The organism is Desulfovibrio piger (genome assembly GCF_900116045.1).
Classification (GTDB): Bacteria; Desulfobacterota; Desulfovibrionia; order Desulfovibrionales; family Desulfovibrionaceae; genus Desulfovibrio; species Desulfovibrio piger_A.
Genome location: NZ_LT630450.1, coordinates 2474256 through 2495057, shown reverse-complemented (window position 1 = coordinate 2495057; position 20802 = coordinate 2474256). Strand labels below are relative to the sequence as shown.

The window sequence follows — 20802 nt, the reverse complement described above, 5'->3', positions numbered from 1 at the left end:
GGCGGCCGGAAAACAAGGGCTTTTTTTCCGTCACGCCTTTTGCTAGCATCGCCCCCGGCCGACCGCGCCATCCCGGCCGGTCGCGATACGAAACCTTTGGCAACTGCTGTCCCGCTCCCGCGGCGGACAGGCGGAGGCTGTATGAAAGTCATCATCATGTGCGGCGGCAAGGGCACCCGGCTGCGGGAAGAGACCGTCATCAAACCCAAGCCCATGGTCGAGATCGGCGGGCGGCCCGTGCTCTGGCACATCATGAACATCTATGCCCGCTTCGGCTTCAAGGACTTCATCCTGCCCCTGGGCTACAAGGGCGAATACATCAAACAGTATTTCCACGACTACAACATCCGCAACACGGACTTCACCGTGGACCTGCGCAGCGGCGCCGTCACCCCCCATCCCCGCGAGATCGAGGACTGGCGCGTGACCCTGTGCGACACCGGGCAGGAGACCCTCAAGGGCGGCCGCCTGAAGCGCGTGGCCCGCTACATCGATACCGACCGCTTCATGGTCACCTACGGTGACGGCGTGGCCGACATCGACATCAACAAGCTCATCGACTTCCACATGAAGTCCGGCACCATCGGGACCTTCACCGGTGTGCGCATGCCCTCGCGCTTCGGCACCGTGCGCACCGACGGGAACGGCAATATCCTGTCCTGGGAAGAAAAGCCCGTGCTCAACGAGTACATCAACTGCGGCTTTTTCGTCTTCAAGCGCGAGTTCCTGGACTATCTGGACGAAGACGAATCCTGCGACCTGGAAAAAGAGCCCCTGCAGCGCCTGGCCGCCGAAGGCCAGCTCTCCATGTACCAGCACCCCGGACAGTGGCAGTGCATGGACACCCTGCGCGACTCCATCAAGCTCAACGAGCTGTGGGACAGCGGCAAGGCCTTCTGGAAATAGACCCTCCCGGCGGGGCCGCGGCCCCGCCTTCCTTCAGGGCGCCGTCCGGCGGCCCTCCCCCCTTCCGTCAGACGCCGGCGCAAGCGCGACCGGCAGGAGAAGACCATGTTTGCCAACTGTTATGAAGGCCGCCGTGTGTTCATCACCGGCCATACCGGTTTCAAGGGCTCCTGGCTGGCCGCGTGGCTGAGCCGGATGGGCGCCACCGTCTGCGGCTTTGCCGACTGCGTGCCCACCAGCCCGTCCCATTTCGAGGCCATGCATCTGGGACGGCATGTCCAGGACGTGCGCGGCGACATCCGCGACCGTGACGCCGTGATCCGCGCCATGAAGGAATTCCGCCCCGATGTGGTCTTCCATCTGGCCGCCCAGGCCCTGGTGCGCAAATCCTACGAAGACGCGCCCCTGACCTTCGAGGCCAACATGCTGGGCACCCTCAACATGCTGGAGGCCGTGCGCCGGTGCCCCAGCGTGGAAGCCGCGGTCTTCATCACCTCGGACAAGTGCTACCGCAACGACGAGTGGGTCTGGGGCTACCGCGAGACCGACCATCTGGGCGGCGACGATCCCTATTCCGCCTCCAAGGGCTGCGCCGAGATCATCGCCCATTCCTATTTCAAGAGCTTTTTCAAGGACGGCCCGGCCTGCGCCACCGTGCGCGCCGGCAACGTCATCGGCGGCGGCGACTGGGCCGCCGACCGCATCGTGCCCGACTGCGCCCGCGCCTGGGCCGCCGGTCAGGCCGTGCAGATCCGCAGCCCCTGGGCCACCCGCCCCTGGCAGCTGGTGCTGGAGCCCCTGTCCGGCTATCTGTGGCTGGGCGCCCATCTGCTGGGCGCGCGCAAGGGCCCCTTCGAGACCCGCGGCGAGGCCTACAACTTCGGCCCTGCCGCCAGCGTCAACAATACCGTGGCGGAAGTGGTGGAGGCCCTGGCCCTGCACTGGCCCGGCTTCCGCAGCGAGATGGACAAGGCCGGACAGGCGGGCATGAAGGAATGCACCCTGCTCAAGCTCTGCTGCGACAAGGCCCTGGCCCACCTGGGCTGGAAAGCCACCCTGACCTTTGAGGAGACCATCCGCTTCACCGCCGAATGGTACCATCGTTTCTATCGCGGCGACGGCGCCGGGACGGGCTCCATGCTGGACTTCAGCCTGGGCCAGATCGCGGCCTATGTGAACGCCGCCGAACAGCGCGAACAGCCCTGGACCAGATAAACCGGCAGTCCGCCCGGCCCCGCCGGGCGGGTCCGCTGTCCAGAAAAGGATACCCTCATGGAACGTTCCGAACATCCGTGCCCGGACATGGGCATCATCGGCGTCTGCTTCCAGCCCCTGAAGGTCATCGACACCCCAGGCGGCCCGGTGCTGCACATGCTGCGCCCCGACTCCCCCCTGCGCCCCGGCGCCGGGACGGCCGACGGGGAACTGCATCTGGGCGAGGTCTATTTCTCCGAAGTCCTGCCCGGGGCCGTCAAGGCCTGGAAGCGCCACCGCCGTCAGACACAGTATTATGCCGTGCCCCACGGCCTGCTGCACCTCGTCCTTTACGATGCCCGCCCCGACTCGCCCACCCGAAACGTGCTGCTGGAACTGCTGCTGGGCCGCCCCGACCACTACGGCCTGCTGCGTATCCCCACAGGGGTCTGGTACGGCTTCACCGCCGCCGGTGACGGACCGGCCCTGATCTGCAACTGCGCCGACCTGCCCCACGACCCTGAAGAAGGCGAGCACCTGCCCGCCGATACGAAGGACATCCCCTACAGCTGGGACTAGAAAGGCCTTTGTGAGGGGAGGGGGAACCACGCCCGGACCAGGGGAAGGTTTCCCCTCCCCTCTCCACTACGCTCCGTTCCGCGATACGCCGCACCATGCGCTGCGCCCCCACATGGTATGCCGGTGAGATATGACGGCACCCACGAGAGCAGGCGACCCTCCCTTGCCGGTTCGCATCGCCGCGGCATCAAAAAAAGCCGGGAGCCGCAGTTGAGCGGTCGCCCGGCTTTTTTGCAAATACCGTTTGCCTACACCGTCGGGGAGCAGCATCGTGCGTCCACCTCCACGACACGATGCCCGTCAGCCTCCCTGACACACTGACAAAACGCGTTCAGGAGGGAAAGGGCCCCCCGCCCCATGCGTCTATACGCCGAAGAAACGGCGGGCGTTGTCGCCGCAGAGCCGCCAGAGTTCTTCGGGCTCCATGCCGCGGGCGGCGGCCATGTGGCGCACGGTGAACACCGTGAAGGCGGGCTCGTTGCGCTTGCCGCGCCAGGGCACGGGCGAAAGGTAGGGGCTGTCGGTCTCCAGCAGCAGGCGGTCGTCAGGGATGACGGCCAGGGCCTCGCGCACGGCCTTGTTGGCCGGATAGCTGACCGGGCCGGGGATGGAGATGTGCCAGCCGTTGCGGATGATGCGCCGGGCCATGTCGGCATCGCCGCCAAAGCAGTGCCAGAGCAGCGGGTACCCGGCAAAACCGCGCGCCTCAAGGGTCGTGAGGGTCTCGGCCTCGGCATTGCGGCAATGGATGACCACGGGTTTTTCCAGCTCGCGGGCCAGTTGCAGCTGGTCGTGCAGGGCCTGGTACTGGATCTCCCTGGGGCAGTCGTCCCAGTAGAAATCGAGCCCAATCTCGCCCACGGCGCGCAGGCGCCCATCCCCGGCAAAGGCGTCCCGGATGGCGGCCATGACCTCGGGCGTGCACTGCTGCCCGTCACAGGGATGGATGCCCAGCACGAAGAAGACCTCGGGGTGCGCGGCGAAATACGCGCGCTTCTGCCGCCAGGTATCGGGATGCAGGAAGATGTTGCCGATGGTGGCCACACCGGCGGCACGGGCGCGGGCCAGCACCTCCTCGCGGTCGGCGTCGAATTCCTCGCCGTCCAGATGGGCGTGGCTGTCACAGCCCACGCAGGGCAGGGCCTGGGTCAGGGGGTCGATACGTTCAACTTTCTTGTGGCTCATGGCTGATCCGGGATGGCGGGCATGCGGGATGCGGGCGGCACGGCCCGGGGGCGGACACCGCCCCATCCCCGGCGGGCGCCCGTCTGGCATGGCTTCTAGCAGGGGCGGCCGCGGGACGCAAGCCCCTGCCCCGCCGCGAAAAAAGCCCTGTTTCAGGCATTGCCAGTCCCGGAACAAGGGCGTACACTCTCTGCGCCTATTGGTCATTTTACGTTGAGAGGCTATCATGCATTTGCGAAAACGGGTTCTTGTCACCGGTGGTTCGGGTTTTCTGGGCTCGCATCTGTGCGCACGTCTGCTGGACGAGGGGCACGAGGTCCTGTGCGTGGACAATTTCTTTTCCAGCGCCCGCTCCAATGTGGAAGAGCTCATGGACAACAAGCGCTTCGAGCTGCTGCGCCATGACGTGACCTTCCCCCTGTTCGTGGAAGTGGACGAGATCTACAACCTGGCCTGTCCGGCCTCGCCCGTCCACTACCAGCACGACCCCGTGCAGACCATCAAGACCTGCGTCCACGGCGCCATCAACATGCTGGGCCTGGCCAAACGCCTGAAGGCGCGCATCTTCCAGGCCTCCACCAGCGAGGTCTACGGCGACCCCGACGTGCATCCGCAGCCCGAGAGCTACTGGGGCCATGTGAACCCCAACGGCATCCGCTCCTGCTATGACGAAGGCAAGCGCTGCGCCGAGGCCCTGTTCTTCTCCTACCGCCGCCAGAACAATGTGAACATCAAGGTGGGCCGCATCTTCAATACCTACGGCCCCAAGATGCATCCCAACGACGGCCGCGTGGTCTCCAACTTCATCGTGCAGGCCCTGAAGGGCGAGCCCATCACCATCTACGGTGACGGCAGCCAGACCCGCTCCTTCTGCTATGTGGATGACCTGGTGGAATGCATGTGCCGCCTCATGGCCACGCCCGACGACTTCACCGGCCCCGTGAACATGGGCAACCCCGGCGAGTTCACCATCCGCGAACTGGCCGAGAAGGTCATCGAACTCACCAACAGCAGCTCCAGGCTGATCTGCGAGCCCCTGCCCGGCGACGACCCCAGACAGCGCCGTCCCGACATCAGCCTGGCCCGCGAGGTCCTGGGCTGGGAGCCCAGGGTCCAGCTGGAAGAAGGCCTGAAAAAGACCATCGCCTATTTCGACGCCCAGATCCGCAAGGGTCTGGCCTAAAAGCCCGTGCCCGGAGCAGGGGATGCCGACGAGCGCAACACCGTCCCTGAGCGGACAGCGCGCCGCCGTCCCTGCTCCGGTCGAACTCATATATGATGCGCCGCCCGGGGAAGGCGGCGCAGGGGGGATCCGTACCGGCCGGTACGGACGCGCAACCACAACCCTTGACGGACAGGGAGTCCGTCTGTCCGTCCGGCATGGACGCTGCAAGTCTCCGGGGAAGGAGCGCTCGGACCATGCCGCCAGAAAAGTTCGCACAGATGCGGTCCTGCCCACGGCAGGGCCGCATCGTGTACTTTGACGGTCTGAATGTCGGAGTGTGCCCATGTTTCTGATTTTACTGGCTCTGTGTGTACTGGCGGTCAGCGCCGCCGGTCTGGGGCTGCTGGCCTTTGCCCGCCCCACGCCCGCCACGACCCGGCTGGCCGACCTGTCCGGCCCTCTGGGAGCCGCCTGCGGCTGTGCCCTGGGCATGGCGGGCCTGTTCACGGACAGCTGGACAGACAGCCTGCTGTGGACCCAGGCCTGGGGCCTGCCCGTGGGCAGCCTGAGTCTGGGGCTGGACGCCCTTTCCCGCGTCTTCCTGCTGCCGGTCTTCGGCCTGGGCTTCGTCTGTGCCTGCGCCGGGGGCATCTCGCTGCGCCATACCCGCGCCAGCGAGCATAACCTGGCCGCCCACTGGCTCTTCTATCTGCTGCTGGTGCTGGGCATGGCCGTGGTCATGATGGCCCGTGACGCCGTGCTCTTCCTGCTGGCCTGGGAAGTCATGTCCCTGTCGCCCTTCTTCCTCATCGACTTCAACGACAGCGACCGCAACGTGCGCGACGCCTCGTGGGTCTATCTGGTGGCCGCCCACCTGGGCGCCGTGCTGCTGCTGGCCTTCTTCGGCCTGCTCTGGCAGAACGCGGGCGACACGGCCTTCGCCGTCCTGCCCCTCAGGGAAGGCCCCGCTGTGCCGCTGGCCTCGGTCCTGTTCGTGCTCTCCCTGCTGGGCTTCGGCGCCAAGGCCGGTATCGCGCCCATGCACGTCTGGCTACCCGAGGCCCACCCGGCCGCGCCCAGCCACATCTCGGCCCTGCTCTCCGGCGCCATGATCAATGCGGGCCTGTACGGCATCATCCGCAGCTGCGAATTCGTGGCCCCTCTGAGCGCCGCTCCGGCCTGGTGGGGCTGGCTGGCCCTGTTCCTGGGCCTGGGCACGGCGCTGATGGGCATCCTCAAGGCCCTGGCCCAGAGCAACCTCAAACGCCTGCTGGCCTACTCCAGCGTGGAGAACATGGGCCTCATGCTCATGGGCGTGGGGGCCTGGCTCATCGGCAGCCACAGCGGCAACAGCTGGATCGGCACCCTGGGCCTGGCCGGTGCCATGTTCCACATGCTCAACCACTCGGCCTTCAAGGGCCTGCTCTTCCTCACCGCCGGCGAGGTGCTGCACGCCACCGGCACGGTGCGCATGGACCTGCTGGGCGGCCTGCAGCAGCGCATGCCCCTGGTGGGCGCCGCCTTCGGCATCGGCGCGGTCTCCATCGCCTGCTTCCCGCCCTTCAACGGCTTTGCCGGTGAATTCGTGCTGGCCCTTTCCCTGCTGGACGGCTCCAGCCTGCCCGGTGTGGAACAGCAGCTGGGCCTGCTCATGGCGCTGGTGGTGCTGGGCCTGGTCTCCGGTCTGGCCGCCGCCACCTATGCCAAGGCTTACGGCATCACCTTCCTGGGCGCGCCGCGCAGCCGCTGCGTGGAAGAGGCCCACCGCCCCCGTCCCCGTGACCTCTGGCCCCTGGCCATCCCGGCCTTCCTCTGCGTGGCCGGCGGCCTGGCCTCCGGCCACTGCTTCCGCTGGCTCATCAGCACGGTCAACGCGCCCCTGCCCGATCCGGCCGCCGGACAGCAGGTCATGCTGCGCGTGGCCGACATGCTGGGCACGGTCTCGCTGGTGGGCATGGTGCTGCTGGCCCTGGTGGCCGCCCTGTGGCTGCTGCGCAAGGCCTGCATCGCCGGCCGTCTGCGCCGCGAGGAGACCTGGGGCTGCGGCTACCGGTACGGGACGGCGCGCGTGCAGTACACGGACGCTTCCTTCTCCGAGCCGCTGGGCCGCCTCTTCGGCGGCGCCATGGGCCTGAAGGTGCATCAGGAGCTGGACGGCCGCTACTTCCCCGGCAAGGCGTCTGTGGCCATCTCCGCCCCCGACCGTCTGCGCACGGGCCTGTTCACGCCGCTGTTCGAAGGCGTGGAGAAGCTCTGCAACATGTGCAAGATCCTGCAACACGGCAAGATCCATCTCTATATCCTTTACATCCTCGCCACGCTGGTGGCGTTGCTGGCCTGGGGGCTGCACGCATGAGCGATCTCGCCTTCTACTGTTTCCAGTATGCGCTGGCCCTGCTGCTGGCGCCGCTGCTGCCGGGCATCATAGCCCGTGTCAAGGCCAAGGTGGCGGGCAGGCACGGCAAGCCTGTGCTGCAATTGTACTTCGACATCGTCAAGGGCCTGCGCAAGGGCGAGGTCATCAGCCATGTGACCACGCCCGTCTTCACGCTGGGCCCGGTGGTGGGCCTGGCCACGGTGCTCTGCGCCCTAGCCCTGCTGCCCCTGGGCGGCATGGCCTCGCCGCTGCGTTTTTCCGGCGACTTTTTGCTGGCCGCCTACCTGCTGGGCCTGGGCCGCTTTCTGACCATGCTGGCCGCCCTGGACACGGGCTCCTCCTTTGAAGGCATGGGCGCCAGCCGCGAGGCCGCCTTCTCGGCCCTGTCCGAGCCGGTGCTCTTCCTCTGCCTGCTGACCCTGGTGGGCGTGGGCTCCGCCCTAGGCATGCACGATGCGCTTTCCCTTTCCGGCATGCTGGGCGGCCGCCCGGCCCACGAATGGCTGCTGGGACGCGCCGAGCTGCTGCTGGTGCCGATGGTCTTCTTCGTGCTGCTGCTGGTGGAGAACAGCCGCATCCCCGTGGACGACCCCACCACCCATCTGGAACTGACCATGATCCACGAGGTCATGATCCTGGACCACTCCGGCCCCAGCCTCTCCTTCATCGAGTACGGCGCGGCCCTCAAGCTGTGGTTCTTCGCGGCCCTGCCCGCGGGCATCCTGGTGCCCGACCTGCCCCTGTGGCAGCAGAGCCTGTGCTGGCTGGCCTGCATCTTCGCCGTGGCCGTGCTGGTGGGCATAGTGGAATCCGTCATGGCCCGTCTGCGCATGCAGAAGGTGCCCGTGCTGCTGGGCGGCGCGGCCGTGCTTTCGGCCCTGGCCCTGATCCTGACCCAGGTGAGGTAAACCATGAGCGCTCTTTTCCAGTTCTTCCTCTTCCTGCTGACGCTCAACAACCTGGCCCTGCTGGGCATGGGCCGCCTGCGCACGCTCATCAATCTGGTGACCGCGCAGGGCATCCTGCTGGGCGGCCTGCTGCTCATGCATGACCATGCCCTGCTGGCCGTGGCCGTGCTGCTCATCAAGGGCGGCCTGCTCCCCTGGCTGCTGCACCGCACCCGGCGCCAGATCGGTGCCGATCCGCACATCAAGCCCCGTCTGGGCTTCGGCCTGGCCGTGCTCACCGGTCTGGCCTGCCTGGTCTTCTCGCTCTGGCTGGAAGGCCGCCTGCCCATGACGCCCGGCCTCTTCCCGCCCCTGCTCCTGCCCGCCGGCCTGACCACGCTGTTCTGCGGCCTCTTGCTGGTGGTGGGCCGCGCCACGGCGCTCTCGCAGGTCATGGGCTATCTGGTGGCCGAAAACGGCATCTTCCTGCTGGGCATCCCGCTCATGACGGCCGGTGCCGTCTGGTTCGAGCTGACCCTGCTGCTGGACATCTTCGTGGCGGTCTTCGTCATGGGCATCGCCATCAACCACATCAGCCACACGTTCGAATCCATCGACGTAGGCTTCCACGATCTGCGCGACTAGGGGGCGACCATGCTGGAATGTCTGCTGTTTGCGCCCCTGTGCGCCGGACTGCTCATGCTGCTGCTGGGCAATACCACCGTCTGCCGCGGCCTGCTCCTGCTCACGGCCGTGCTGCACACGGCCCTTTCCCTCAAACTGGCCGCCGACGTGAGCGGCGGCCTGCATCCGCAGGCCCTGGCCGGTCTGCTGGCGCCTGACGCGCTGGGCACGCTCTTCCTCGTGCTGGCCAGCGTGCTCTTTCTGGTGGCCTCGGTCTACGGCGTGGGCTATCTGCGCGACGAGGCCCGGATCACCGAACGTGCCAGCATCCTGGACGGCCGGGCCTTCACCAATGCCCCGGAACGCCGCTTCACGGCCTGCCTGTGCTTCTTCCTCTCGGCCATGACGCTGGTCACCACCACGCGCCATCTGGGCGCCCTGTGGGTGGGCATCGAGATCACCACCCTGTCCAGCGCGCCCCTCATCTACTTCCACCGCCACAAGCAGTCGCTGGAAGCCACCTGGAAATACCTCATCATCTGTTCCGTGGGCATCGCCCTGGCCCTGCTGGGCAACATCCTGCTTTCCGTGGCCTTCTACGAGCCCGGCGTGCCGCCGGTGGAGAGCATGGACCAGGTGGAGGCCTTCCGCCATCTGGCCCGGCAGCGCGCCGATGCCCTGGCCGTGCTGGATGCGCCCCAGAGCGCGGCCACCTATCTGCCCTGGCTCAAGGCGGCCTTCATCTTCCTGCTGGTGGGCTACGGCACCAAGATGGGCCTGGCGCCCCTGCACAACTGGCTGCCCGACGCCCACAGCCAGGCCCCCTCGCTGGTCTCGGCCCTGCTGTCCGGCGCCCTGCTCAACTGCGCCTTCCTGGGCATCCTGCGCGGGCACCAGATCATGCTGGGCGCGGGCCTGGGCGGGTTCAGCGGCACGCTGCTGGTCTTCTTCGGCCTGGTCTCCATGTTCGTGGCCGCCATCTTCATCGTGGGACAGGGCCACTACAAGCGCATGCTGGCCTACTCCAGCGTGGAGCACATGGGCATCCTGGCCCTGGCCGTGGGCCTGGGCGGCGCCGCGGCCTTCGGCGGCATGCTGCATGCCGTGTGCCATTCGCTGACCAAGTGCATGCTCTTCCTGCTGGCCGGCAACATCCTGGCCCGCTACCACACCTATTCCAGCTACGACGTGCACGGCCTGCGCTGGACCATGCCCGTCACCGGCGCCCTGTGGATGGGCGGTTTCCTGGCCATCGTGGGCTCGCCGCCGTTCGGCCTGTTCGTCAGCGAGTTCCTGATCCTCAAGGGCATCCTGCAGCAGGGCCAGTGGCTGGTGGCCGCCCTGTACCTGCTGGCCCTGGCCATCATCTTCGTGGGCATGTCCGTGGCCGTGCTGCGCATGTTCCAGGGCACCCGCCCCACCGACATGCCCGAATGCCCGCGTGAGTCCGCCCTGAGCGTACTGCCGCCCATGACCCTGGGCCTGGGCGTGCTGCTGCTGGGTTTCTGGATGCCCGACGGCGTCGAAAAGCTGCTGCGCGCCGGCGCGGCCCTCATTGGAGGCTAGACCATGCGTTTTTCCTATGCTTCCCCGGCCAGACTGGCCGACATCCCCTGTCTTGACGCGGCCTCCCTGAGGGCCGCCATCCTGACGCAGGTGGCGCACGGCTGGCGCGTGCTGGCCTTCTTCGGCCTGCCCCGGGCCCTGTACGCCCCGGGCGAGCTGGCGCTGGTGGCGGGCAATACGGCCGCCGCCGGTCTGTGCTGCGTCATGGCCCATGACCGGCAGCAGGAACTGTGGGCCTCCCGCTGCCTGCCGCTGGACCGCTATGCGTCCATGAGCCTGGAGTGCCCCCAGCTCCAGCGCTTCGAGCGTGAGGTCCACGAGGCCTGGGGCATCGTGCCCGAGGGCCACCCCTGGCTCAAGCCCGTGCGCTACACCACGCCCGCCCCGGGCGCGGAGCGTCCCGGCCCGGCCCAGTGCGACCACTACCGCGTGGAGGGCAGCGAGGTCCACGAAGTGGCCGTGGGCCCCGTGCATGCGGGCATCATCGAGCCCGGGCACTTCCGCTTCCAGTGCTACGGCGAGAACGTGCTCAATCTGGAGATCAGCCTGGGCTTCCAGCACCGCGGCGTGGAAAAGATGCTGGCCGGAGGCCCGCACCTGCGCGATGCCGCGCTCATGGAATGCGTGGCCGGGGATACCAGCGTGGGCCACTGCACGGCCTACTGCGTGGTGCTGGAACGTCTGGCGGGCGTCAGCGTGCCGCTGCGCGCCCAGCTGCTGCGGCGCATGGGCCTGGAGTTCGAACGCCTGGCCAACCACACCGGCGATCTGGGCGCCATCGCGGGCGATACGGGCTTTTTGCCCACCTCGTCCTGGAACGGCCGCATCCGCGGCGACTTCCTCAACATGACCGCCGAGATCTGCGGCAACCGCTTCGGGCGCGGTCTGGTCTGCCCCGGCGGCGTCAGCCGGGATCTGGATCCCGCCGCCTGCCGCGGCCTGCTGGACCGCCTGCGTGCGGGCTGGCGCGATGTCAGGGGCGCCGTGGACGTGATGTTCGCCTCGCCCAGCGTGCTGGACCGTCTGACCGGCACGGGCTGCGTCAGCCTGCGCACCGCCGAGGTCTTCGGCATGGTGGGCGTGGCCGCGCGTGCCTGCGGCCTGCCGCGCGATGCCCGGCGCCATGCGCCCCTTTCCCGCCTGCCGCTGGAAGATACCGACATCCGCACCGCCCAGGGCGGCGACGTGCTGGGCCGCGCCACGGTGCGCCGTCTGGAAGTGGCCGACTCCGTGCGCCTGGTGGAGGCCGACCTCCAGCATCTGGCCCGTCTGGGCGAGGAGGAAAAGCTCAACGGGAGCGAGAGCGATGCCGCCCTCTGGCGCGCGCCCATGCCCGGGGCCCTGCCCGGCGGCATGCTGGCCGTGGCCCAAGTGGAAGGCTGGCGCGGCGAGCTGTGCCATGTGGCCGTCACGGATGCGGAAGGCCGCTTCGGCGTCTACAAGATCTACGATCCTTCGTGGCACAACTGGAGCGGTCTGGAGATGGCCCTGCGCGGCGAACAGATCTCCGACTTCCCGCTCTGCAACAAGAGCTTCAACCTTTCCTATTGCGGCCACGACCTGTAGGCAGGAGGACTGACATGCTGGACATCTTCAAGGAACGCCTGCACCAGAAATACAGGACGCTGGACTTTCCCCGCAAGGCGCCGGGCCTTTCGCCCCGCTACATGGGGCGCCCCGAGATCGCGGCCGGGGACTGCGGCGCCTGCCGCGCCTGCCTCGACGTCTGCCCCACCGGGGCCCTGCGCAAGCTCTCGCCCGCCGGGCCCGGCCCCGCCGGCGAGACCGGCGGCATCGCCCTGGACATGGGGCGCTGCCTGTTCTGCGGCGCCTGTGCCCGTGCCTGTACCGCGGCACGCGGCGAGGGCCTGATCCGCTTCACCAAAGACTACCGCGTGGCCGCCTTTACCCGTGAGGACCTCATCGTCACGGCCCGGCCCCGCCCCCCGCACACGCCCACGGCCTGCCACGGCCTGTTCTCCCGCTCGCTCAAGCTGCGCGAGATCAGCGCCGCCGGCTGCAACGCCTGCGAGGCCGATACCAACGTGCTGGGCACCCTGGTCTATGACCTGGGCAAATTCGGCATCAGCTTCGTGGCCTCGCCCCGCCATGCCGACGGCATCCTGGTCACCGGCCCCGTGAGCCGCAACATGCGCGACGCCGTGCTGGCCACCTGGGCCGCCGTGCCCGAACCGCGCATCGCCATCGCCGTGGGCTCCTGCGCCATCTCCGGCGGCCTTTTCGCCGACAGCGACGAGTGCTGCGGCGGCCTGCCGCCCCTGTGCGACGTGCAGCTCTTCGTGCCCGGCTGCCCGCCCAGCCCCTGGAGCATCCTCGACGGCCTGCTGCGCCTCAAGTCGGAAAAAGACGTGCTGTAAAGGCTAGATGAGGGGAGGGGGAACCCCTCTGCTGACGCGAGAGGGGCTTCCCCCTCCCCTCAAACTCCCCTCCCCCTCCCCAGCGCGTTTTATTTTGTCCTGACGGACAGATAAAAAACGTGCCGCTTTCCCCGGTCCTTGCCGCCCCGGATGCTCGCCCCGGATGCGGACGAGCGACCGCTCTCCTCGTAATACAAAGCAATCTGCGCTTTTCATCGCCCCAAACGCGCCCACAACGTCTGCAAGGCCTTCCTCCCAGCCCCTGATAGCTCCATCACGAACAGACAATCAGTCTATCCTGTTCTGCCAAGAGGAACTTCCACGCCACTGGCGGCACCCTTCCACACGACGCTCCTGCACATCCATCCCCCAACCAGCGGCCGCTCTGCCATCGTTATACCTCCCTTCCCCATCCATTGAGCGCGCCGATCGGGCGGCGTACGCCGAAGGCGTCGTGCCGCCCGCCGCGCAGGCGAAGCTCTTTTACGTTGCCTTCCCCCCGGGCCGGTGGCATACTGCCGCCATGTCCATCTTCACCACATCCACCCCCGTCATCGGCAGGCCGGAAAACGGCGAATGGCCTCTGGTGCACCCGCTGGCCTGCCTGCCCGAACCGGCCCTGGCCCCTCCCGCGCAGGGCGGCATCCCCGATGATGCCGCCTGCATGGCCCTGTGGGACAAATATGGCATGCTGGACAATATCCGCGCCCATTCGCGCCTGGTGGCCCATATCGCCACCGAGCTGGCCCGGCGGGCCCGCGCGGCCGGCTTCCCGGTCAATGTGGCCGCTGTGCGCGCCAGCGCCATGCTGCACGACATCGCCAAGACCTACAGCGTCCTGCACGGCGGCAGCCATGCCCAGCTGGGGGCCAGCTGGGTGGTGGCCGAGACCCGCAACCATGCCCTGGCGCAGGGCGTGCTGCTGCACGTCCACTGGCCCTGGGCCGTCCCGGAACGGGAGCCCGGGCGCCTGTTCTCCATCCCGTTTTTCGTGATCTATGCTGACAAGCGGGTCAAGCACGACCAGTGCGTGCCCCTGCGCCAGCGTTATGAGGACCTGCTGGTGCGCTACGGCCACACGGAAAAGGCCCGCAAGGGCATCCGCCTTTCATGGCAGCAGGGCGAATGTATCGAACGCGCCTTCGAGGCGCATCTGGGGTATGCCATCCATGAAGATTCTTTTGATAGCGGGCGGCTGGTCCAGCGAGCGTGAGGTCTCGCTGACCGGTGCCCGCGGCATGCAGGAAGCCCTGGTCAGACGCGGCCATGCCGTGACCTTCTTCGACCTGCTGGAACATTTCGACGACCTGCTGGAGACCGCCCGGCAGCACGACTTTGCCCTCATCAACCTGCACGGTTCGCCGGGCGAGGACGGTCTGGTGCAGGCCATGCTGGAAAAGGCCGACTGTCCCTACCAGGGCTCCGGGCCTTCCGGTTCCTTCCTGGCCCTGAACAAGGCCGCCGCCAAGCAGATCTTCCGCATGGCCGGCCTGCCCACGGCCGACTGGGAATTCCTGCCCGTGCGCCCCGCCGCAGGCTGGGAACCGCGCCTGCCCTGGCCGCTCTTCGTCAAGAGTACCACGGGCGGTTCTTCCCTGCGTCTGGGCCGTGCCGCCAACCGGCAGGAGCTGGATGCCATCATGGACGAGATCTTCGCCGCCGGGGAAGGCGTGCTCATCGAGCCCCAGCTGCCCGGCAGGGAGATCACCTGCGGCATCCTGGGCGAGGAAGCCATGCCGCCCATCCTCATCGAGCCCGTGGCGGGCGATTACTTCGACTACGAGAGCAAGTACGCCGCCGGCGGCGCGCGCGAGCTCTGCCCCGCGCCCGTGTCCCCGGCCGTCACCGCCGAGGTGCAGCGCCTGGCCCTGGCCGCCCACAAGGCCCTGGGCCTCAAGGGCTACAGCCGCGCCGACTTCATCCTCGGCCCCGGCGACAGCCTGCACCTGCTGGAGGTCAACACCCTGCCCGGCATGACGCCCACCAGCCTTGTGCCGCAGGAGGCCGCCCAGCTGGGCATGGATTTTGGCCAGCTGCTGGAAAAACTCATCGAGCTGGGCATGGAGCAGCACGCCAAGGCCTGAGCCCTGCCCCCTTCCGCCGTCAGGCGCGCTGTCCGCGGGCAGCGCGCTTTTTCGTTCCCGGCCCGCGGGCCGGGAACGGCCCCGCCCTGACCGCGCGACCGCACATCGTGCACGCCTGCCCAAGGAGGCAGCCCCATGAATCCCACCCTTGCCGCCCACGCGGCCGCCATCCTGACCATCCTCATCTGGGGCGCCACCTTCACCTCCACCAAGGTGCTGCTGCAGGCCTTTGCGCCCATCGAGATCCTTTTCCTGCGCTTTCTGCTGGGGGCCTGTGCCCTGCTGCTGGCCTGCCCGCGCCTGCTGCATGTGCGCGACCGTCGCCGGGAAGTTATCTTTGCCCTGGCGGGCCTGTGCGGCGTGACCCTCTACTTTTTGCTGGAAAACATCGCCCTGAGCTACAGTACGGCGTCCAACGTGGGCGTGCTGGTGGGCATCTCGCCCTTCCTCACGGCCCTGCTGGCCCGCATCGTCCTGGGCGAGAGCCTGCACCCCGGCTTTTTCGTGGGCTTCGTCTGCGCCATGTCCGGCATCATCTGCATCGCCGTCAACAGCAACGCCGTGCTCCGGCTCAATCCGCTGGGCGATGTCCTGGCCCTGCTGGCGGCCCTGACCTGGGCATTCTACTCCATCCTGACCCGCAAGATAGGCGACTACGGCTACAACACCCTGCAGGTGACGCGCCGCATCTTCTGCTGGGGCCTGCTCTTCATGCTGCCCACCCTGCCGCTGTCCGGCTTCCGCTGGGACCTGGCACGCCTGGCCCGGCCCGAGATGCTGGCCAACCTGCTCTTCCTGGGCCTGGGGGCCTCGGCCCTGTGCTTCGCCACCTGGAACTTCACCATCCGCATCCTGGGCGCCATCAAGACCAGCGTCTACATCTACGCTGTGCCCGTGGTCTCGGTCATCACCGCCACCCTCTTGCTGGGCGAACGCCTGACCGGGCTGGCCCTGACCGGCATGGCCCTCATCATCCTCGGCCTGGTCATCTCCGAAGGCCGCCTGCCCCTGCGCCGCCCCAAAGCCTGATCGCGGCCGGGCCGCGGCCCCGGGATACGACGGCCCCTGCCCCCAAAACAGCCAAACGCCCCGCGCCGTCACCAGGACGGCACGGGGCGTTTCAGCCACGGGCCCCGCAGGGCGGTACCCGTCTAATTCCAGATCAGATGCAGCAGCCAGTAGGAACAGAATCCCACCGTGGCCGCCGCGGGCAGGGTCAGCACCCAGGCCGTGACCAGCTGGCCGGCCACGGTCCAGCGCACGGCGGAAAGGCGCTTGGTGGAGCCCACACCGAAGATGCAGGCCGAGATGGTGTGCGTGGTGCTCACGGGCGCGCCCAGCACGGATGCCCCGGAGATGACCAGGGCGGCCGACGTTTCGGCGGCGAAGCCGTGCACGGGCTCCAGCTTGAAGATGCGGTGGCCCATGGTCTTGACGATCTTCCAGCCGCCGATGGCCGTCCCTGCGGCCATGGCCAGGGCGCAGGCCAGCTTGACCCACAGGGGCACGGCCACCTCGTCGATCTCGCCGAAGATGAACAGGGCCAGGGTGATGATGCCCATGGTCTTCTGGGCGTCATTGAGGCCGTGGCTGGTGGCCATGAAGGCCGCGGACACCAGCTGCATCTTGCGGAAGATGCGGTTGACCTTGCTGCGCATGACCCGTGCGAAGAGCCAGTAGATGAGCCACATGATGAGGAAGCCCATGCCGAAGCCCGCCAGCGGCGAGAGCACCAGCGGCAGCAGCACCTTGTTGACGATGCCGCTGAAATTGAGGGCCTCGGGCCCGGCATGGGCCAGGGCCGCGCCCACCAGGCCGCCGATGAGCGCATGGGATGACGACGAGGGGATGCCGAAATACCAGGTGAGACAGTTCCAGAAAATGGCGCCCAGCAGGGCCGCCAGCACAAGGATGTGGCTGCCCTGCACCACCTCGGGCAGGACCAGGCCCGCCCCCAGGGTCTTGGCCACCTCGGTGCCCAGCAGGGCCCCGGCCAGATTGAGGGCGGCCGCCATGCCCACGGCGAAGCGGGGCGTGACCACCTTGGTGGAGACCACGGTGGCGATGGCATTGGCGCAGTCGTGCGCGCCGTTGGTAAAGTCGAATACCAGGGCGACAAGGACGATGAGAATGAGGAGGAAGGGTATCTCAAACATTCTTCAGCACCGCTTCTTCGATGGTTTCAGCCAGATTGTTGACGTTTTCCAGAAGCATGCTGATGCGGTCGTAGGCCTGGCTCCACTTCATGATGTTCATGAGCCGGGCGGGGGTGATCTCCTGCTGGTCGTCCATGAGCTCGGCCAGTCCCACGGCCAGCAGCATGTCGCACTCGCCGCGCAGGTAGCGGAAGGCGCGCGTCTTGTGGCAGTCCTCACGCCGGGTCAGGCCGTCCAGCATCTCGCCGGTCAGATCCAGCATGGAGCAGATGGTGCGCACCAGCTGCATGGCCGGGAAGCGCATGGTGGGGAACTCGAAGATGTGCAGCCGGGTGCTCAGGGTGTGCAGGCCGTCCAGGGCTTCTTCCTGCTCCTGGTTGATGCGCAGGATGTCCTCACGGTCGATGGGCGTGATGAAGGTCTGCGACAGGTCGCGGATGATGCGCACGTGGAGCTTGTCGGCCTCCTCCTCGATCAGGGCGATCTCCTTGTGGGCCTCGTCCATCCTGGACAGGTCCTCCAGCATGCCGAGCAGCAGTCGCGACATGTGGCGCAGGTGACTGTTTTGCTCCAGCAGCATTTCGAAAAACGGAGCGGACTTGGGAAGCAGGGATGCGAACATGCGCCCTCCTCTTGATGTGAAAGATCCCTGGACGGGGTTCCCGGTCCCTGTACCGGACGGCCGGAAGGGACGATGAGCCGGGATCCCCTGACGTCATTCCTTATCGTGTACGCCGGCATGCTTGCTGCCGGGCGGATACCGCCTTGTGTTACAATGGATAATGATATCTGTTTAGTATCTTTGCAGTGATTATACTGTGTCCATGAAATCGTTTTCAAGCCATTTCCGGCCTGCCGTTGCGATTTCCCCTTCCGGCAGCCAGCCGGGCGGCAGCATCCAGCGGGCTTCCGGCAGGTACAGGGCGCCGTGGTGCAGAAAAAAAGCTCCCTGCCCGTCCACGGGGGACTGCGGCAGGGAGGAAGGACCATAGAGGCCGTCCAGCCACAAGGCATGGCCCAGGGCGGCGGCATGGGCCCGGATCTGGTGCCGGGCGCCCCGGTGGATGGTGCAGCCCGCCAGGGTCAGACTGTGGGGCAGGGACGGGACGGACAAGGAAAAGCGCCGGCACAGTTCGCGGGCAAAAGCACGGCAGGCCTCCCCCTGCCAGCGGTACAGGGGACGGAACCAGGTCCAGCGGGTGGCGTCGGCGGTCTCGGCGTCCAGCACACGGACCCCACGGCGCTGTGCCATGTCCAGGGCCAGGCGCACGCAGGCCGCCCGCTCCAGGCCGCCGGACAGCAGGGCCAGATAGCCCTTGCGGCACCGGCCCCCGGCTTCGGCCCGGCGGAAATCCCGCACCGTGGCGGCCAGGCTGTCCGCATCATCCGCCACGGCGGCGCAGACGATGCCCGAGGTACGGGCATCCAGGCGTTGCAGCAGGGCCCAGGCCGCAGGGCCGCCGCCCCCGGGCCACAGCGAAGGGATGGCGGCCTCGAGGCTGCGGCCGCTGCCCCCTGCCAGACTGACGCTGTGCCAGCCGGCGGGTTTGAAAAAGGCCTGCCAGCGTCCCTGGCGGGAAAGGGCGCGGGGAAGGTCCCCACCGGCGGCAGGATCAGGAAAAAGTTCCGGGAGGGCCGGGGACAGGCAGATGCCGTCGCCCTGACGCACACGGTAGGCTGCGGGGGCCTGACGGCCGTTGACCCGCACCCGCCCCTCTTCCAGCAGGCGCCGGCGGCCGCGCAGACCGGGCACGGGCTGGCCCAGGGCCTCCAGCACCACGGCCAGGGCCGCGTCCAGGCGCTGACCGGCAAGGGCGGCACCGGCCACATGACAGGCTTCACGCAGGGCGTCCATCAGGCATCCTCATCCGAAGCCGCGGCCGTCCCCGCTTCCGGGGCACGCGCACGGGCACGCAGATCCTCCACCAGCTCCAGCAGGGCCACGGAGGTCCGTTGGGGATCGTGGTGCTGCGGGTCGTCCGGGCAGACCATCTCCCGGTCCACCACCTCGATGCCGCGGCGTTCCAGCTCCTTCCATTCAATGCCGCCGGGGTAGCGCCCGTGGCGGCTGTCCAGCAGCACGGCCTGCAGCAAATCGCCGGGGCCCGCCTGCGGTGCGTCCTGCTGCAGGTGGCGCAGCAGCATGTCCACCTGGGCGGTGAGGCTCAGGCCCTGGGCCTCGGTGTCCCTGCCGGAATTGGGGATGTAGATCTTGGGGCAGCGTGCCGCGGCCACGGCACGGCCCACGCCGTCGGGCAGCAGGTTGGAGAGCACGCTGGTGTAGAAACTGCCCATGGGATAGCAGATGGCCCCGGCGCTTTGCAGATAGGTGGCCGCCGTGGCCGACAGGGGCGGACGGCAGGGCGTGAGGGCCGTGGAGGTGCGCCCCGGTTCATGGACCGTGAGGTAGAGGCGCCGCACCGGCTGGGTCAGGCGGCAGAAGTGGTGCTGCCCCACCAGGACGGAACCGTCGGCCAGCTCGGCAGCCAGATGCAGACAGGCATTGACGATGGGCAGGACCACGCCGCGCACCTGCAAAAGACGGCTGAACAGGCTCAGTACCGGGGTGAAATTGCGCTGGAAATGCAGATAGCCCCCGGCAAGCAGCAGGTTGCCCATGCTGGCTTTCTGGGGGCGGAAATCATCGGGCATGCGCTCCAGGAAATAGCCCAGATGCACCCGCATCACATCGGCCATGACCGGCGGCAGGAGACGCCAGCAGGGGTGCCCGGCGCTGCCCATGGCGCGCAGGCGGGCGCGCAGGGCCTCGGAATCGCCTTCCGCGGGCAGGCGCATCTCCCAGAAGTCCAGCACGCTCTGCGGGACCATGCTGTCCGCAAGGGCGGCCAGGCGGTTGCGGATGTCCCCCACGGCGGGCAGGGCAAAGGCTTCGCGCAGGGCGGCGGAACTGCCGCCCGAATCGAAGGGCGTCACCAGATGGACGGAATTGTGGGTATAACGGGTAAGGCTGCGGCTCAGGCCCCTGAGGGCCGTACCGCCGGTGAAGAAGACCAGCCGGGGACCAAGGGCGGGCAAAAGGACGCTCACGCCGCTTCTCCGGTCATGCCCAGCTCGCGCATCCTGAGGTAGATGGCGCGGCCGATCCAGGCATCGGTGGCGGCGTAGATGACCTGGCGTTTGCTCAGCTCCGGGACGCTCCAGTTGGAACACTGGGGCCCCTTGGAGATGCGCTGCCCGAACAGGTTGGCGGCCAGGGTGCGCAGGCCCTGCGTGGTCAGCTGGTGGGCCCGGGCCACCATGCCCAGATCCACCGTGCCCGCGGGCGTGAAAGGATACAGCCGCCCCAGCTCGCGCATGTCGTCGCCGATGGCCACCCCGGCCTTGATGACGCCGGGGTCGGCCAGCAGGCCCGCCAGCTCGGGCCCGAAAGGCCACCAGGAAAGCTGCACCAGATAAACGGCCCGGCCCGTGGCCAGCTGCACCAGGGAAGGCGTGTTGAGCCGGCCCTTGCGGAAGGAGGGACGGGTCTCGGTATCGAAGCCCAGCACCTGTTCCCGCGCCAGATCCGGCAGGGCCTTTTCCCAGTCTTCCAGACTGCGCACCAGATGGATGGGCCCTTCGTAATGGCACAGGGGCAGGGCGTTGATTTCGTCGCTGCTCAGGCGGCGACGCAGACTTTCCAGATTCATGCCGTTCGGGGGTTCGTGTCCTAGGGGGAAGTACCGCGTGCCTGCGGCACG

At 67.7% G+C, this 20802-nt stretch carries 19 protein-coding genes; 13 read left to right on the top strand and 6 right to left on the bottom strand.

Going from position 1 to position 20802, the window contains the following annotated elements; all coding sequences use genetic code 11:
* The first annotated feature begins 141 nt into the window (after positions 1-141).
* From rfbF to DESPIGER_RS11065, 3 genes are all read left to right on the top strand, one after another.
* Positions 142-906 (top strand): glucose-1-phosphate cytidylyltransferase, encoded by a 765-nt coding sequence (rfbF, locus tag DESPIGER_RS11075; protein ID WP_072336842.1) that lies wholly within the window; start codon positions 142-144, stop codon positions 904-906.
* Between the two features lie 105 nt (positions 907-1011).
* Positions 1012-2121 (top strand): CDP-glucose 4,6-dehydratase, encoded by a 1110-nt coding sequence (gene rfbG / locus DESPIGER_RS11070; RefSeq protein WP_072336839.1) that lies wholly within the window; start codon positions 1012-1014, stop codon positions 2119-2121.
* A 57-nt stretch (positions 2122-2178) separates the two neighbouring features.
* Complete coding sequence (locus DESPIGER_RS11065) at positions 2179-2679, top strand: dTDP-4-dehydrorhamnose 3,5-epimerase (protein WP_407934727.1); 501 nt, start codon at positions 2179-2181, stop codon at positions 2677-2679.
* Positions 2680-3042: 363 nt separating this feature from the next.
* On the opposite strand, the gene DESPIGER_RS11060 is transcribed toward DESPIGER_RS11065, so the two are convergent.
* A complete protein-coding gene (locus tag DESPIGER_RS11060; protein ID WP_072336836.1) occupies positions 3043-3864 on the bottom strand; it encodes a TatD family hydrolase in 822 nt (273 codons plus the stop codon).
* 226 nt (positions 3865-4090) lie between these two features.
* Here DESPIGER_RS11060 and DESPIGER_RS11055 point away from each other — a divergent pair, with 226 nt between their 5' ends.
* The 10 genes from DESPIGER_RS11055 to DESPIGER_RS11010 all read left to right on the top strand — a co-directional run bounded on the left by DESPIGER_RS11055 (position 4091) and on the right by DESPIGER_RS11010 (position 15974).
* Entirely contained in the window at positions 4091-5047 is a 957-nt protein-coding gene (locus DESPIGER_RS11055) for a UDP-glucuronic acid decarboxylase family protein (protein ID WP_072336833.1), read from the top strand.
* A gap of 325 nt (positions 5048-5372) precedes the next feature.
* Positions 5373-7385 carry a proton-conducting transporter membrane subunit gene (locus tag DESPIGER_RS11050; RefSeq protein ID WP_083575386.1) on the top strand — a complete coding sequence of 671 codons (2013 nt, stop codon included), beginning with the start codon at positions 5373-5375 and terminating at the stop codon, positions 7383-7385.
* Positions 7382-8314, top strand: a complete 933-nt coding sequence (locus DESPIGER_RS11045) for a respiratory chain complex I subunit 1 family protein (RefSeq protein ID WP_072336827.1) — start codon at positions 7382-7384, stop codon at positions 8312-8314. The genes DESPIGER_RS11050 and DESPIGER_RS11045 overlap by 4 nt, the downstream gene beginning before the upstream one ends.
* 3 nt (positions 8315-8317) lie before the next feature.
* Entirely contained in the window at positions 8318-8938 is a 621-nt protein-coding gene (locus tag DESPIGER_RS11040; protein WP_006008036.1) for a hypothetical protein, read from the top strand.
* Positions 8939-8947: 9 nt separating this feature from the next.
* The gene (locus DESPIGER_RS11035) at positions 8948-10483 is read left to right on the top strand and encodes a proton-conducting transporter membrane subunit (protein ID WP_072336824.1); all 1536 of its coding nucleotides are present in this window, start codon (positions 8948-8950) and stop codon (positions 10481-10483) included.
* Positions 10484-10486: 3 nt separating this feature from the next.
* A complete protein-coding gene (locus tag DESPIGER_RS11030; RefSeq protein WP_072336822.1) occupies positions 10487-12049 on the top strand; it encodes a hydrogenase in 1563 nt (520 codons plus the stop codon).
* A 14-nt stretch (positions 12050-12063) separates the two neighbouring features.
* A complete protein-coding gene (locus DESPIGER_RS11025) occupies positions 12064-12861 on the top strand; it encodes a 4Fe-4S dicluster domain-containing protein (protein WP_072336819.1) in 798 nt (265 codons plus the stop codon).
* Positions 12862-13384: 523 nt separating this feature from the next.
* The gene (locus tag DESPIGER_RS11020; RefSeq protein WP_072337735.1) at positions 13385-14074 is read left to right on the top strand and encodes an HD domain-containing protein; all 690 of its coding nucleotides are present in this window, start codon (positions 13385-13387) and stop codon (positions 14072-14074) included.
* Entirely contained in the window at positions 14031-14945 is a 915-nt protein-coding gene (locus DESPIGER_RS11015; protein ID WP_072336816.1) for a D-alanine--D-alanine ligase family protein, read from the top strand. The genes DESPIGER_RS11020 and DESPIGER_RS11015 overlap by 44 nt, the downstream gene beginning before the upstream one ends.
* Positions 14946-15080: 135 nt before the next feature.
* Positions 15081-15974, top strand: a complete 894-nt coding sequence (locus tag DESPIGER_RS11010; protein WP_072336813.1) for a DMT family transporter — start codon at positions 15081-15083, stop codon at positions 15972-15974.
* A gap of 122 nt (positions 15975-16096) precedes the next feature.
* Here DESPIGER_RS11010 and DESPIGER_RS11005 read toward each other — a convergent pair whose 3' ends face one another.
* From DESPIGER_RS11005 to DESPIGER_RS10985, 5 genes are all read right to left on the bottom strand, one after another.
* Entirely contained in the window at positions 16097-17101 is a 1005-nt protein-coding gene (locus tag DESPIGER_RS11005; protein ID WP_072336810.1) for an inorganic phosphate transporter, read from the bottom strand.
* Positions 17094-17723: a DUF47 domain-containing protein gene (locus DESPIGER_RS11000; RefSeq protein WP_072336807.1), complete on the bottom strand. Its 630-nt coding sequence runs from the start codon at positions 17721-17723 to the stop codon at positions 17094-17096. The genes DESPIGER_RS11005 and DESPIGER_RS11000 overlap by 8 nt, the downstream gene beginning before the upstream one ends.
* A 189-nt stretch (positions 17724-17912) precedes the next feature.
* The gene (locus tag DESPIGER_RS10995) at positions 17913-18956 is read right to left on the bottom strand and encodes a pseudouridine synthase (protein ID WP_072336805.1); all 1044 of its coding nucleotides are present in this window, start codon (positions 18954-18956) and stop codon (positions 17913-17915) included.
* Positions 18956-20149 carry a GAK system CofD-like protein gene (locus DESPIGER_RS10990; RefSeq protein ID WP_072336802.1) on the bottom strand — a complete coding sequence of 398 codons (1194 nt, stop codon included), beginning with the start codon at positions 20147-20149 and terminating at the stop codon, positions 18956-18958. Before DESPIGER_RS10990 ends, DESPIGER_RS10995 begins: the two co-directional genes overlap by 1 nt.
* Positions 20146-20751, bottom strand: a complete 606-nt coding sequence (locus DESPIGER_RS10985) for a 3'-5' exonuclease (protein WP_072336799.1) — start codon at positions 20749-20751, stop codon at positions 20146-20148. Before DESPIGER_RS10985 ends, DESPIGER_RS10990 begins: the two co-directional genes overlap by 4 nt.
* Positions 20752-20802: the final 51 nt, after the last annotated feature.

Excerpts from the sequence above, each read along its gene's own strand:
- DESPIGER_RS11000 (WP_072336807.1), bottom strand. The coding sequence starts at position 17,723 with ATGTTCGCATCCCTGCTTCCCAAGTCCGCTCCGTTTTTCGAAATGCTG.
- DESPIGER_RS11015 (WP_072336816.1), top strand. The coding sequence starts at position 14,031 with ATGAAGATTCTTTTGATAGCGGGCGGCTGGTCCAGCGAGCGTGAGGTC.
- DESPIGER_RS11010 (WP_072336813.1), top strand. The coding sequence starts at position 15,081 with ATGAATCCCACCCTTGCCGCCCACGCGGCCGCCATCCTGACCATCCTC.
- DESPIGER_RS11005 (WP_072336810.1), bottom strand. The coding sequence starts at position 17,101 with ATGTTTGAGATACCCTTCCTCCTCATTCTCATCGTCCTTGTCGCCCTG.
- DESPIGER_RS11020 (WP_072337735.1), top strand. The coding sequence starts at position 13,385 with ATGTCCATCTTCACCACATCCACCCCCGTCATCGGCAGGCCGGAAAAC.
- DESPIGER_RS11035 (WP_072336824.1), top strand. The coding sequence starts at position 8,948 with ATGCTGGAATGTCTGCTGTTTGCGCCCCTGTGCGCCGGACTGCTCATG.
- DESPIGER_RS11030 (WP_072336822.1), top strand. The coding sequence starts at position 10,487 with ATGCGTTTTTCCTATGCTTCCCCGGCCAGACTGGCCGACATCCCCTGT.
- rfbG (WP_072336839.1), top strand. The coding sequence starts at position 1,012 with ATGTTTGCCAACTGTTATGAAGGCCGCCGTGTGTTCATCACCGGCCAT.
- rfbF (WP_072336842.1), top strand. The coding sequence starts at position 142 with ATGAAAGTCATCATCATGTGCGGCGGCAAGGGCACCCGGCTGCGGGAA.
- DESPIGER_RS11055 (WP_072336833.1), top strand. The coding sequence starts at position 4,091 with ATGCATTTGCGAAAACGGGTTCTTGTCACCGGTGGTTCGGGTTTTCTG.
- DESPIGER_RS11050 (WP_083575386.1), top strand. The coding sequence starts at position 5,373 with ATGTTTCTGATTTTACTGGCTCTGTGTGTACTGGCGGTCAGCGCCGCC.
- DESPIGER_RS11025 (WP_072336819.1), top strand. The coding sequence starts at position 12,064 with ATGCTGGACATCTTCAAGGAACGCCTGCACCAGAAATACAGGACGCTG.
- DESPIGER_RS10995 (WP_072336805.1), bottom strand. The coding sequence starts at position 18,956 with ATGGACGCCCTGCGTGAAGCCTGTCATGTGGCCGGTGCCGCCCTTGCC.
- DESPIGER_RS11045 (WP_072336827.1), top strand. The coding sequence starts at position 7,382 with ATGAGCGATCTCGCCTTCTACTGTTTCCAGTATGCGCTGGCCCTGCTG.
- DESPIGER_RS11065 (WP_407934727.1), top strand. The coding sequence starts at position 2,179 with ATGGAACGTTCCGAACATCCGTGCCCGGACATGGGCATCATCGGCGTC.
- DESPIGER_RS10985 (WP_072336799.1), bottom strand. The coding sequence starts at position 20,751 with ATGAATCTGGAAAGTCTGCGTCGCCGCCTGAGCAGCGACGAAATCAAC.
- DESPIGER_RS11040 (WP_006008036.1), top strand. The coding sequence starts at position 8,318 with ATGAGCGCTCTTTTCCAGTTCTTCCTCTTCCTGCTGACGCTCAACAAC.
- DESPIGER_RS11060 (WP_072336836.1), bottom strand. The coding sequence starts at position 3,864 with ATGAGCCACAAGAAAGTTGAACGTATCGACCCCCTGACCCAGGCCCTG.